At 39.2% G+C, this 13578-nt stretch carries 13 protein-coding genes; 9 read left to right on the forward strand and 4 right to left on the reverse strand.

All coding sequences use genetic code 11. The annotated features are described in order from the left end of the window. Positions 1-4 precede the first annotated feature (4 nt). Positions 5-1354 (forward strand): allantoinase AllB, encoded by a 1350-nt coding sequence (gene allB / locus PQ477_RS17500; RefSeq protein WP_144558887.1) that lies wholly within the window; start codon positions 5-7, stop codon positions 1352-1354. Positions 1355-1409: 55 nt separating this feature from the next. Here the strand turns inward: allB and ytvA are convergent, their stop codons facing one another. The 3 genes from ytvA to PQ477_RS17515 all read right to left on the reverse strand — a co-directional run bounded on the left by ytvA (position 1410) and on the right by PQ477_RS17515 (position 4334). Further along, positions 1410-2192, reverse strand: a complete 783-nt coding sequence (gene ytvA, locus PQ477_RS17505) for a YtvA family blue-light photoreceptor (protein ID WP_274272572.1) — start codon at positions 2190-2192, stop codon at positions 1410-1412. A 283-nt stretch (positions 2193-2475) separates the two neighbouring features. Continuing rightward, the gene (locus tag PQ477_RS17510; RefSeq protein ID WP_274272573.1) at positions 2476-2952 is read right to left on the reverse strand and encodes a FixH family protein; all 477 of its coding nucleotides are present in this window, start codon (positions 2950-2952) and stop codon (positions 2476-2478) included. 32 nt (positions 2953-2984) lie between these two features. Continuing rightward, positions 2985-4334 (reverse strand): PepSY-associated TM helix domain-containing protein, encoded by a 1350-nt coding sequence (locus PQ477_RS17515; protein ID WP_274272574.1) that lies wholly within the window; start codon positions 4332-4334, stop codon positions 2985-2987. Between the two features lie 212 nt (positions 4335-4546). Here PQ477_RS17515 and PQ477_RS17520 point away from each other — a divergent pair, with 212 nt between their 5' ends. The 6 genes from PQ477_RS17520 (at position 4547) to PQ477_RS17545 (ending at position 10373) form a co-directional block, all read left to right on the forward strand. After that, positions 4547-5083, forward strand: coding sequence for a TetR/AcrR family transcriptional regulator (locus tag PQ477_RS17520; protein WP_060705926.1), 537 nt, complete (start codon positions 4547-4549; stop codon positions 5081-5083). A 64-nt stretch (positions 5084-5147) separates the two neighbouring features. Beyond that, positions 5148-6284, forward strand: a complete 1137-nt coding sequence (locus PQ477_RS17525) for an MFS transporter (protein WP_144558890.1) — start codon at positions 5148-5150, stop codon at positions 6282-6284. Positions 6285-6413: 129 nt separating this feature from the next. Then, entirely contained in the window at positions 6414-7160 is a 747-nt protein-coding gene (locus PQ477_RS17530; protein ID WP_035398063.1) for an IclR family transcriptional regulator, read from the forward strand. Between the two features lie 42 nt (positions 7161-7202). Beyond that, positions 7203-7832: a bifunctional 4-hydroxy-2-oxoglutarate aldolase/2-dehydro-3-deoxy-phosphogluconate aldolase gene (locus tag PQ477_RS17535; RefSeq protein WP_035398066.1), complete on the forward strand. Its 630-nt coding sequence runs from the start codon at positions 7203-7205 to the stop codon at positions 7830-7832. A 14-nt stretch (positions 7833-7846) separates the two neighbouring features. Continuing rightward, positions 7847-8995: a galactonate dehydratase gene (dgoD, locus tag PQ477_RS17540; RefSeq protein WP_274272575.1), complete on the forward strand. Its 1149-nt coding sequence runs from the start codon at positions 7847-7849 to the stop codon at positions 8993-8995. Between the two features lie 28 nt (positions 8996-9023). Beyond that, entirely contained in the window at positions 9024-10373 is a 1350-nt protein-coding gene (locus PQ477_RS17545; protein WP_144558892.1) for a GntT/GntP/DsdX family permease, read from the forward strand. Between the two features lie 81 nt (positions 10374-10454). Here the strand turns inward: PQ477_RS17545 and PQ477_RS17550 are convergent, their stop codons facing one another. Next, positions 10455-11693, reverse strand: coding sequence for an MFS transporter (locus PQ477_RS17550; protein ID WP_144558893.1), 1239 nt, complete (start codon positions 11691-11693; stop codon positions 10455-10457). A 470-nt stretch (positions 11694-12163) separates the two neighbouring features. On the opposite strand from PQ477_RS17550, the gene PQ477_RS17555 reads away from it, so the two are divergent. Beyond that, positions 12164-13246 carry a response regulator aspartate phosphatase gene (locus tag PQ477_RS17555; protein ID WP_035398071.1) on the forward strand — a complete coding sequence of 361 codons (1083 nt, stop codon included), beginning with the start codon at positions 12164-12166 and terminating at the stop codon, positions 13244-13246. Next, positions 13243-13467: a hypothetical protein gene (locus tag PQ477_RS17560; RefSeq protein ID WP_035398073.1), complete on the forward strand. Its 225-nt coding sequence runs from the start codon at positions 13243-13245 to the stop codon at positions 13465-13467. Before PQ477_RS17555 ends, PQ477_RS17560 begins: the two co-directional genes overlap by 4 nt. The last annotated feature ends 111 nt before the right edge of the window (positions 13468-13578 follow it).

Here is a 13578-nt window from a genome sequence, read left to right on the forward strand (position 1 = left end):
TAAGATGGTCGATATACGTATTTGTGGAGGTCGAGTTGTTTTAAACGACGGAATTTTAGAAACGGATATTGGAATTACAAATGGTGTAATTGAAACAATTGGCGCTGTCGATTCAGCAAAAAAAACAATAGAAGCAAAGGGGCAACTAGTTTTTCCTGGTGGAATTGATACACATGTTCACTTTTCAGAGCCAGGTCGAACAGAATGGGAAGGCTTTGAAACAGGAAGTCAAGCATTAGCAGCTGGTGGCATCACAACATATGTAGAGATGCCTCTTAATGCACTGCCAGCAACAACGAACGCTGAAAATTTACAGCTGAAATTGAATCGAGCCAAGTCAAAAAATGTAGTCGATTACAGCTTTTATGGTGGCTTAACGTCAGAAAATCTCGGTGATATCGAGGCATTAGCTGATCAAGAGGTAGTAGCATTCAAATGTTTTCTATCAACGTGTGGGTCTGATCAACCAGGTGACTTTTCAAATGTAGATGATGCGACCCTTAAAAAAGGTATGGAAATTTTAGCGCGAAAAGGAAAAATTCTTTGCTTGCATGCGGAAGACGCGTCGCTAACCGATCAACTTGAAATGGAATTGACTTCTCAAGGGAAAACGGATGCACAAGCATTTGTTGCCTCTAGACCAATCGAAGCGGAAGTACTTGCTGTAAAGAAAGCGATCGCTTGTTCAAGGGAGACAGGTTGTGCCATCCATTTTGTTCACATCTCATCGGCTGAAGCCATTGCGGAGATTCAACAAGCAAAAAGAGAAGGGCTTGATGTAACGGTTGAATCGTGCCCTCATTATTTCGTATTCTCTGCAGAAGAATTACCCAAATTAGGAACACTGGCTAAATGCCAGCCGCCGCTTAGAAAAGAAGAAGAGGTGACTAAATTATGGGGTTGCCTGTTGAGAGGAGAAATTGATTGGTTAACATCTGATCACTCACCGTGCACAATCGATTTAAAAGAAGGGGACTTTTTTACTGCTTGGGGAGGAATTACTGGTTGTCAGAATACAATTGACATCATGTTTGATGAAGCGGTGAAAAAAAGGGGAATGTCAGCTTCAACTTTCGCTAAACTTATTGCTACGACACCAGCTAAGCGATTTAAACTTGAGCAAAAGGGTGAACTTACAGTTGGGAAAGACGCTGACTTTTTCTTTCTGGATGACACGATGTCTTACACACTTCAGCAAGGAGACTTGTACTACAAAAACCCTTATTCACCCTATGTTGGGCGAACCATTAATTGTCGAGTAACAAAATCGATTGTAAGAGGTCAAGTAGTCTATGATATAGAAAAAGGATGCAGTAAGGAAAATGGTGGAGCATTAGTGACAGTATCTAGATAAGAAAACGAAAATGAAAAAAGAGGATGGAGGCCAAATACGGCATCATCCTCTTTAGTTACGACCATTTATTTTTATCAAATTTTAATAAAAGCTCTTGCGTAGAGGCTGCTCTGTTCAGTTTACTTGATAGAAAGGTAGGCAAATCTAGTGGAGCCACAAGTTGATGTTCTGCAAAACCAGTTACAACCATTTCTGTTCCTACCGAATGAAGATGATCATGGAGATCTAAAAGGGCTTCGAATGTTGCTTCATTAACGGTATTAATACAACTCACATCTACAGCAAGTGTTTTAATCGTATGGTCATGAATACTCCGTTTTGTTGCTTCTATTAGATTAGAGATTCGTCCTTTTGTTACTAAACCAACAATTGGCATAACGCCTATATCATGTAGTAGGGGAATGATGGGGCAAGGCAAATGATGATATTCTTTTATCGTTTCCAAATGAGCCAATTCAATTGTTTTGCGTTTTGTGATGTCTTTTTGAACACCGACAAAGTAGGTTTTATCGTCTTTATTGTTTTTAGCAGGGTCAATAGACAGTTCATTCCAGAAGGGTGTGCCATCTTTTTTATAGTTTAAAATTTCCGTTTTATAGCTTTCGAAGCGACTCATTGTACGCTTAATTTTAGCTACTTCATCTTTATTCGTATCTTCACCTTGCAAGAAACGACAATTTCTGCCCATTACTTCTTCTAGATGGTATTGTGTAATATCGGTAAAACCCTGGTTAATAAAAATGATTGGATTATCTTCTAAACTAGGATCCGTTATGGCAATCCCAATCCCCGTGTAATCAAGGCTATTTGAGAAAAAAGTCGCATCTAAATTAATCATAATCCCCTATAAATTCCTTTTCGTTTTAATCCTATGATACATAAAACGAACAGATTAATCAAACTTTCCCCCTCGATCAATAGCTCATTTTGAGACATGATTCGTTTAGCGACTTGTTATAAATAGGTTGTTTGAATTCTGGTCTTTTTACACATGTCCTTCCTACTACTTTAGAAAATAAGACCAACCAACATGGCGAGTAACGAAAATGGAACTGGGGATTACGAATACATGTAAAGCAGCTTACTAAACCGAGTTTCCTGTAAGACAGATTCGATTTCAATTAATGATGGTGATGTTTGCTTTCTTGAGCATCGTTCGGTTTATTGCCATTTTCAATAAACGCTTCTATCGTTTCATCTGAAACATCCCCAACAACAACCATTTGTTTTGGCATAACGTGCATATCACGAGCTGTAATATGCGACTGAACAAGATAAATGCCGTCTTCTAGAAACTCATGTTCAATGGTGTATGTTCCTGAATCTATGTATACAGCATCTTGAAGTTTGCCTTCGTCTCGTTCTTGATCTTTCCAAATTTCAAACACAACGTCCTCTGCGTCATCGACAATCTCTTCTCCTTGTGTCAACGTGACGCTCAGGTTAGTCCTTACATGGGTATCGATTTCAAGCGGACTATCAATCTTTGCTCGAACAACCTCTAAAGAGGGTGTCTCTAGTGAGGAGTCGCTACACCCCGTTAGTCCAACAAATATAGACGTGATGAAACTGATTCGTACGAATAAATAGGCTCTCATTCCAATCCTACTTTCATTTTTAATTAGGGTAGCTAAGCTGAGTATCGTGTTCTATTACTGTGTTTCTTTTTCTGAACAATTGGCCGTATGATAAAGTCAAACAAAAGCAATACGATTAAGGAGAACCCAACAAGCGGCATCAAAACCCCAAAGCCGAACATGATGCTAAAGACAATCCATGTGGTTTTCTTATCTTTTGATCGTTTAGGTGCGCCGACTGAACCTTTTGGAGCTCGTTTTCGCCAGATAACATAAGAAGTTCCGATTATGCCCATTAAGCCAATGCAAGTTAATAAACCTAGGAATTGATTGAACCAGCCAAACAACCTTCCTTCGTGAAGAGCGATCCCGGACTCTACTAATTTAGCACCAAAGGAAAAGTCATCATACCGGACATCCGTTAATAGAACACCGCTATATTGATCCATATGGAGGGTAGCTAAATCTTTCGGTTGATTCATATGCGAAGCTGTATAAACGCCTAATTCTCCTTGAGGCATTGAGACTGTATATGGTTTTTGTATTTCTTTTCCTTCAAAAAGATCAATGGCTTCATCAATTGATAAAGGAAGATAGTGATGTTGATGTGAAGAAGGGACAGGTAGTGCTTGATTCGCCCAAGGTACTTCATCAACGATGTCTTCAGTTAGCGTTATCGATTTCGGTTTATCACTAAAACTATAGGCGTACTCAGGGGCTGTTGCGATACTCTGTATAGTCGGACCTAAAACACCTGTCCACGGTAAGCCTGTTGCAATTAAAATGAACACAGATCCAGATAACCAAAATGCAGGTACAGCATGCAGATCTCTCCAAAACACTCTGCCTTTTTTGTTAAGTCGTGGTAGAAATGTTCCCCAAATTGCTTTTTTACTTCGAGGCCACCAAATATACAATCCAGTTATAAGCAAAATAATCCCCCAACATGCCGCAAGCTCAACCATTCGATTTCCAATAGTTCCAGCTATCCAAAGCTCACTATGTAGGCGCTTAACTATTTCTGTTACTTTTTCTTCATTGTTGACTATGCCAGTAATGTCTCCGCTGTAAGGGTTAACAAAGATGGAAGAGCCTACACCGTTGTTATCAACAAGAAATTCAGTTGCTTCTGTTTGGTCGCTAATCTTAACAGAGCTAATCGTTGCGTCTGGGTAAGACATGTGAAGGGATTCAGCTTGTGCCGAGTAAGGCAGGTAATCTGTCTCTTTTTCCTCAATGGTTGTGTATTCACTGTAAAGAAATCCTTCAATTTGCGGTTTAAATAAATATATCCCACCACTAAAAGCTAAAATAAATAGAAACGGAGCAACTATAACCCCTGCATAAAAATGCCACCGCCAAATCATTTGATAAAAAGAAGAGCTTTGCTGTTTCTTTTTCACAATCGTTTCCCCTTTAATTGATATCTGATACAGCAGGGTAGATAGGACTTTCTGCTGTCAACGTTACAATACAGAAAAAATGTGTGAGAAAGATGAAGTTTAAAAAATTGTATGAAGTGGTAGTTTGTTTTCATAAGCAAATCGGTTGCAAGAAAGCGAAAAGATCATTATTCTATTTAGAGTGATCGTTCTATCATAAAAGAGGTGAAGTGATGAGTAAAAAGCGAGAACAGTTACTTGCTCAATCTGAACGTTTATTTGATCAGCATGGATTTCATGCTGTTGGTCTCAAGCAAGTCATTAAAGAAGCAGAAATATCATTAATGACCATGTACAATCATTTCGAGTCTAAGGAGGCACTTATACTTGAAATCTTAAAAAAAAGAGAAGCGAGATATTTACAAAAGCTAAACCAGTTTACTGAAAAGAAGAATGGAAAGACGTTTATGCTTGCGCTAGCAGAAGCGCATTTAAATTGGATTCGTGAAAATGGATCGAATGGCTGTATGTTTTTGCGAGCGAAAGAAGAATATTCATTAGCAAAAACCGAACAATCAGCCATTGTCCTATTTGCAGATCAGCACAAACATCGGTTAACAGCATTTATTAGCAATAAAGGATTCACAAAAGAAGAGGCGATACGTGTCATGATTATACTGGAGGGTGCAACGGCAATGGCTGAAGTATTTGACGTTGAAGAAGTTGCCACTGGAGTGACACGTACAATGAAAGCGTTGTGTACAGATTAAGTAGCAACGTCTTTTCATGCACAAAAATAGAATGATCGTTATATCTAATGAGAGAGGTGGAAGTATGTTGAAAGTAGTCTTGCCTGGCATAGCCATGATTGCTGTCACGTACGCAATGGCGCGGTTAAGTTTCGGTTTATTTCTTCCTGATCTAACAGCTGATCTACAATTAAACGAAACCGATGGAGGCCTTATCGGTTCTTTAGGTTACGTAGCGTACACGCTTGCGCTTTTCTTATCTGCCTTTTTAATAACTGAAGTCGGATCAAAGCGTGTCAACGTTATCGCAGGAACAACGGCTGTTGTTGGATTAGTTGCTATTGCGACTGCACATTCCTTTTTGCACTTAAGCTTTGGCGTTTTCATTGCTGGCTTAGGAAGTGGACTCGCTTCACCTGCTCTAAGTCAGCAGGCAAAGCTACTTCTTCCTAAAAAGCAAGTTGATCAGGGGAATACGTGGATCAATAGTGGAACAAGCTTTGGCTTAATCTTAACGGGACCAGTGGTATTATTATTTACTGAACAATGGAGGCTCTCTTTCTGGCTGTTTGCTTGTATTGCCACAGCTGTGTTGATTTGGAACGTTCTCTCTTTTCCTGCTACGGGTCCTACTAACAGAGGTAAAATGTACACAAAGAGACAATGGTTTCGTATGATAAGTCAAGCACGGTATTTACTCATCGCCTCATTCGGATTGGGTATGAGTTCGTCTGTTTATTGGACATTTGGAAGAAGCTTTCTTACAGCTGAATATGGGGCTACCGCAACTGAAAGTCTTGTGTTTTGGGTAATCATTGGCATGGCAGGTATTGTAGGTGGACTAGCAGGAGGGCTCATACAAACGATTGGTTTATCTTGGTCGTATCGACTTATTCTTGTCGTTTTACTTAGTTCAATGATGATGTTAAATCTGCCTCACAGCCTTGTTGTTTTTTCATCAGCTGCTTTGTTTGGTGGGGCTTATATTTTTTTAACAGGGTTGTTTATAGTTTGGGCAACACGTATATATGAAACGATGCCATCAATCGGTGTAAGTCTTTCGTTTCTAGCATTAGGAGTAGGACAATCTCTCGGCTCTTTGGTAGCAGGGAAAATGATTGAGTCCATGTCTTATTCCGTAACCTTTACACTGTTTTCATTAATAGGATTAATAGGTCTTATTGTACCAATATCGGAAAGAAACAGGGAGCATTTGGGCTAAAATGCTTCTTGTTTCTGCATGTAGAGATCTATTATGAAACCAACGCATTGTCACACTAATGAAAGCGTGTTACACTTTCAGTGGAAAACGCATACATGATGAGTAATCACATATGTGATGGAGGGTGTTATGTCAGTAAAGTCAGCGGTTCGTGTTTTACGAATTTTTGAACTCTTGAGTACACATAAAGAAGGCTTAACAATAAAACAAATTAGTACGTTGTTGCATTTTCCTCAGAGTAGCACGTCAGCGCTTATGCAAACCCTTGTTCATGAGAACTATGTAACGATTCAGCAACGTCAGCTGTATATACTTGGACCTAAACTAATCCCAATTGGTCAGGCTGCGCTCGAATCTATTGATCTGTTATCTTTAGCCACACCTTCACTAAAGCAGTTACAAAGAGCAGTACGAGAAACCGTTTTTATGGCAACGCTTGTTAATGGTGAGTTAGTCTATATTGCAAAAATGGATAGCGACCGATCCATTCGTACATCAGCTTATTTAGGGGCGAAAAACCCTCTTTACTGTACTGGCTTAGGCAAAGTCTATTTAGCGTTTATGGAAGATACTGAACGGGATGACTATTTTGAAAACATTGTTTTGGAACCGATTACAGAATGTACTATGACGAGTAAAAGCGATCTTCGTGCACGTTTAACGATGTATCGAAGTCAAGGCTACGCAATTGATAATGAAGAACATGAAGAAGGATTGGTTTGTTTTGCTGCACCTATTTTTGGAAGTGTAGGCTCCATAGAAGCAGCCGTTAGTGTAGCAGGACCTAAAGAGAGAATGATAAAACACAAACATTCTATTATAAGGCATTTAAGAGAAACGACGACACTCATTTCTAGCAACCTTGGCTATAAATAGATTTCGTCTACTAAGCGGTAAAAAAAATTAGGAGGAAGTCGAATGCATACGCAAGCGAAAATTCATGAAGAAAAGCTTATTGCCATCATTCGAGACGCGCAACCAGAAGATTTACTAAACATTAGTGAAGCGTTACTAAAAGGGGGTATTTCTTTAATTGAAGTGACACTAAATTCTCCACAAGCTCTACATGGTATAGCTCGTTTAAAAAAAGCATTTGGAACGGAAATCATCATAGGTGCTGGCACCGTGCTTGATCCTGAGTCAGCAAAAGCCGCTATTGATTCCGGGGCTGATTTCCTATTGTCCCCAACGGTTAATGAAGAAACGATCAAATTAACAAAGCGTTACGGAAAAGTAAGTATTCCTGGCGCTTTTACACCGACGGAAATTCTTTCAGCTTATGAATGTGGTGCTGATTTTATTAAAGTATTTCCAGCTCGAATGGGGCCTGAGTATATAAAGGATATAAAAGGACCGTTGCCTCACATTCCGCTTGTTCCTACTGGAGGAGTAAATGAAAGGAACGTTCAAGCTTTTCTTAGCGCAGGCGGTGTGGCATGTGGGATTGGAAGCTCATTAGTAAACACATCGGAAGCCGTAACAAAACAATCTTTGGAAGAACTAACGCGGAAAGCGGAACACTTCGTTTCGCTTACAGTAAACAGTTAGAGGAGGGCACCACCGTGAAATTAACAAACTATGAGCTATTCCAAGTTCCGCCAAGATGGCTTTTCTTAAAACTTGAAACAGATGAAGGAGTCGTTGGCTGGGGTGAACCTGTTATTGAAGGACGAGCAGCTACGGTTAAAGCAGCTGTTATGGAATTGATGGACTATTTAATTGGTAAGGATCCTTTGCAGATTGAGGATCATTGGAATGTTCTCTATCGTGGTGGCTTTTACAGAGGTGGACCCATCTTAATGAGTGCACTTTCTGGAATTGATCAAGCGCTGTGGGACATTAAAGGAAAGCATTTAGGTGTGCCTGTACATCAATTGTTAGGAGGTAAAGTCAGAGAATCGATCAAAGTGTATTCTTGGATCGGTGGAGACCGACCATCCGATGTCGGAGCAGCTGCAAGGGCTGTAGTGGATCAAGGGTTCAAAGCTATAAAGATGAATGCAACGGATGAAATGCAGTATGTAGACTCCTATGAAAAAATTGATCGAGTGCTAGAAAATGTAGCTGCTATACGTGATGCTGTCGGGCCTTACATTGGAATTGGCATTGATTTTCACGGAAGAGTTCATAAGCCAATGGCTAAAATTCTTGCAAAAGAATTAGAGGTTTTTAGACCGATGTTTATTGAAGAACCTGTGTTGCCAGAAAATAATGAAGCGTTACGGGATATTGCCAATCATACGGTGATCCCAATTGCTACAGGTGAACGAATGTATTCAAAATGGGATTTTAAAGATGTATTAAAGGATGGATATGTGGATATCATCCAGCCAGATTTATCCCATGCTGGTGGTATTACGGAAAACAAAAAAATCCTTTCAATGGCTGAAGCTTTTGATGTTGCTGCTGCTCCTCATTGTCCGTTAGGTCCAATTGCATTAGCGTCGTGTCTCCAAGTAGATGCCACCTGTCATAATGCATTTATTCAAGAACAAAGCCTTGGTATTCATTACAATCAAGGTTCCGACTTACTCGACTATGTAGTGGATGCGCATGTCTTTGCTTACGAAGATGGATACGTTAAGGTCCCTAATCAACCTGGACTAGGGATAGATATTAATGAAGCACATGTAAGAAAAATGGCGGAGATAGGCCATAATTGGAAGAACCCTATTTGGAGACACAACGACCAAAGCGTAGCCGAATGGTAATAGAGAGAAAGAAGGAGAGGAATTTCATATGTCTTCTTTAGGGTTAATACTCGTAACAATTGTTGGAATAGCCGTTTTACTTTATTTAATTATGCATTCTAAAATGCAAGCATTCCTAGCCCTACTCATTGCTAGTATCTTTATTGGTATATTTACTGGAATGGATCCAATCTTTTTAATTGAAACGATGGAAGTAGGGATGGGTGGAACCCTGGGATTTATTGCGATTGTTGTCGGGCTGGGCGCCATGTTTGGCGAATTGCTCCGTACATCTGGTGGAGCTGAACGTTTAGCATTTACTCTAGTGGATCGATTTGGTGAAAACCGTGCACAGTGGGCATTAGCATTAACAGGCTTTATAGTCGCTATTCCTGTTTTTTTAGATGTTGCGCTTGTAATCCTCATTCCGATTGTCTATAGTTTGGCTATGCGTACAGGGAAATCACTTCTTTACTATGCCATTCCTTTATTAGCAGGGCTTGCGGTTGCGCATAGTTTTATCCCACCAACACCTGGACCAATAGCTGTAGCTACTGTACTTGGAGTAGATTTAGGCTGGATGATGTTGTTTGGTATCATTGCCGGAGTACCAGCGATGATTATTGCTGGACCTGTATTTGGTCGGTACATAGGAAATAAAGTACACGTAGGGGTTCCTGCACATATTGTCGAAGCTGCTAAGGAAGAAGGGGAAAGGAAGCAACTCCCGAGCTTTGGCCTCATTTGTTTTATTATCTTATTGCCGCTTGCGATGATTTTATTAAATACTGTTGGGGGTGTGATACTGAGAGAAGGATCCACTACCCATCAACTGCTTACGTTTATTGGGCATCCGTTTATTGCTTTAATTGTTGCAACACTGATTGCTATGTATTTTCTTGGGAAACGTCGTGGTTTATCAAAACATCAAATACAAACGATGACAACAAAAGCACTTGAGCCTGCAGGGATCGTCATTTTAATTACAGGTGCAGGAGGGGTTTTTAAGGAAGTTTTAATCGAAAGCGGTGTAGGAGATGCGATGGGAGAATTAATGGCTTCATCGGGGTTTCCGCTTGTTTTACTAGCCTTTTTAATTGCAACATTTGTTCGTGTAGCGCAAGGGTCTGCCACAGTCGCCATGATTACGGCAGCTGGACTCATCTCACCAATCATTGACATGGTTGATTTATCTCAGCCTTCACTTGCGCTAATTGCAATTGCCATTGCATGTGGAGCGACAGTGCTATCACACGTAAATGACTCTGGTTTTTGGCTTGTAAACCGCTTTTTAGAAATGTCAGAAAAGGATACATTGAAATCTTGGACAGTTATGGAAACGATTATTGGAGTTGTTGGGTTTCTAGTTGTATTTGGATTAAGTTTCTTTTTTTCATAGTACAAAAGAAAAGGGAGCAATCCCTTTTTCTGTTGGGCAAAAAGAAACAACACGCTGCTGCGCGTTGTTTCTAGTCGTGCTTTATTTAACCGTTTTATGAAAGGTTGTGCGCATTAAACAGAGGAGAATAGCGGTTGAAAAGACAATGTTTACGTAAAAGATAACACGTATATCAAAGAATTCCGCCCACAGGCCGCTAAGAATGACTCCGAGAGGCATTGTTAATTGAACAATTGTTGCGACTGAACCAGAAACCCGACCAAGCATGTCATTAGGCGTTAATTCTTGTCTGACAGCGTGATAAATCGTATTGGAAATAGCTGTTGAAAATGAATACAGGGCCATTCCAATTGCAATCATCCACCATGAGGTGGCAAAAGCCAACATGACGAAAAAAAGAATATCGAATATGTTGGTGTATGTATAAATTTTTCCACGTGGAAAGCGATCGACTAGTCTTTTAACTGCAAACAAACCGAGCAATCCGCCAATCCCGCCAATACTAAGGTACGCACCGATCTGCTGTGGCGTTGCTTGTAAATAATCAACAGCAAAAAATAACAAAATACCAATAGTTAAGCTAAAACCGAAATTTTGAAAAAATATCACGTATGTTGTTACACGTAGTAAAGGGTTATGAAAAATCTCATGAAATCCTTCTTTTGTTTCTTTCCATATCGAACGTTGTTCTTGCTTTTTTACGGTTTTTATTTCTAAAGACGGTAAAAATAAAACGCAACTTAACGTGACCGTTACAAAAAGCAATTGGATTGACATAGCTCCAGCGTAGCTAAGGGTCGCTACAGATGCTCCAGCGACTAACGGACCAAAAAGACGAACACTGTCTTTGAAAATTCCGAGTTTTGCATTTGCTTCTGTTAACTGATCTTTCGCTACTATTTGCGGTAACGCAGCGTGACCAGCATTTGTATTTAATAGACCGGACGTGAAATACAGAAAGCCAAAGAAGTAAAGCGCCCATAGCTGAATGTTTCCCATAAATAAAAATAAGGTCAATGTTGCAATGGTTATCCATTGAAGTACAGCAGCACTGATAAGAGCGGTTTTTCGATTGATTCGATCGACGAGCACACCAGCAACAACCCCAAGTGTACCACCAACTAAAAATTCGAGTAATCGCATGGTGCTGATGAGAAGAGGGCTTTGTGTCATACTGTAGAGCAGTATTGGGATAACAAGGCTATACATAAATAAGCCGAGACTACTTGACGTGGTGCTCCCGATTAATAATAAAAAAGGGCGATTCTTCCAGAGGGAACGGGAAGGGACGACGTCAATTTTTTGTTCAGGGTTTTCCAATGTGAATGCCTCCTAGATGATAGTAATAAGAATAGTTGAAATAAAATGATTTGTTTTGTTCCTCTTTCTCTTTAAAATAACCGTTTATGAAAGATACAACTGCTTAACCAACCAATTGAAAAATCAAGATTCTTCCATAATACCTGAAATAGCTTCTTATTTCAGTAGTTTCATATTGGGAAATATGAATGAATGAATAATTTCCCTTTTGTCGAATAAAGTTTTAAATGCTGCATCTTGTCAATTTTTTTTACCCAATTATGACAACGTTTCTAAAGAATCTGTCGCAATGAAACGCAATCTAACAGCGTTAACGAAAAAATGTCGGTAAATGATAAAAAGATAAATATTTTAATTTTTCTAATTAATTTGTCAGTTGGTGTTGGGAAATATGTCAGAACTATATAAGTTCCTGTCGAAGTCACTTATAATGAGAGCAATTACATGAATCTGGAGAAGAGGGATGTAACATGATTATTGCTTTATCATCTAGTATTGTCGGTAGCAAAATAGTGGAATGGCATAGTTGTTTAATAGCAAAAGATATGGTTCGTGCACAACTAACCAAGGAAGAATCAAAAAGCCTTATCATGCAAATGGAACCAAACGAAAAAATTATTGCGTACTATCAACTAGTCAGTTTTAAACATGATTTGTTGTCTACGTATGAAAAAGGTGAATTGCTAGAATCCACATTGCTCACTCCAATTGAAACAGAAAGAGACGACTACCTTCATTTTATGTATTATTTCGTATCCGGGCAGAACGAATTTCTAAACGAACGTTACAAATCTGCGATACAAATGTATAAAATTGCAGAACGGCTTATTGAAAAAGTAAATGTACCTGCTGAAAAGGCTGACTTTTATCAAGAATTAGGTATGAGCTATTATCGTATTGATCAATATACGTTCGCAGCTTCTTATATGGAGCAAGCACTAGAGTTTTTTGAGCATAACAATATGTATGTCGTGAATGAGATTCGCTGTAAACTCGTTTTAGCAGCGATTGCCACTGAGCTTGGTAAACAAACATTGGCTGAACGCATTTACAATGAAATCATACTCATATCGAAACCATTTCCATATTATCACTCCTTGGTTCTACATAATGTAAGTCAAAATCGTTTAACGCAGCGAAGAGTCGAAGAAGCGATTGATTTATTAGAGGAAGCATTATCAATAAAAGAGTTCTCTCAATCCATTACGGGTTTAAAAGCTAAATACAATTTACTCAATGCACGATTGAGAAATAAAACGTATAAAGGAGGGCTGGACGAGTTAGAATTCAGTGCGAAAGCACAAAAATTAATGGAGATTAAAGCGAAGTGTAAAGTGAGCAGAGGGCTATATTTAGATAACGATTTTTCGGAAGTTCTAATAGGTGTAGAGATGTTAAAAGCTAACGAAAAATACTTCGAATGTTCAGAAATATATGATGAAATATCGCAATACTTTGAATCAAAAGGGGAATTGGCAACAGCGCTTAAGTATGCACGGTTAGTGCATACAATGAGCAAAAAACAATCAAATGTTGGGGAGGATTTAATATGAAGAAAATGTCTTTCAAAATGATGGCAGTGATCATCCTTGCATCGACATCGTTATCAGGGGGATTCACAAGTGCAGCTAGTGGAACTGTGGATCAGCAGGGCAAACACGATTTTCACCAAATAGCAGGAAAGCATGACTTCCACCAGCAAGGAAAACACGATTTTCACCAAATAGCAGGGAAGCATGACTTCCACCAGCAGGGGAAACATGATTTTCACTAAGTAGTAGAAAGTACTTAAAAACTTATCATAAACCATTACAAGAAATAGACCTTCATAAAACGGTCTATTTTTTGTAGGTTCAATTCTATTTAGGTTATCCTATATTAGTTA

The sequence above is a fragment of the Shouchella hunanensis genome (assembly GCF_028735875.1).
Taxonomy (GTDB): domain Bacteria; phylum Bacillota; class Bacilli; order Bacillales; family Bacillaceae_D; genus Shouchella; species Shouchella hunanensis.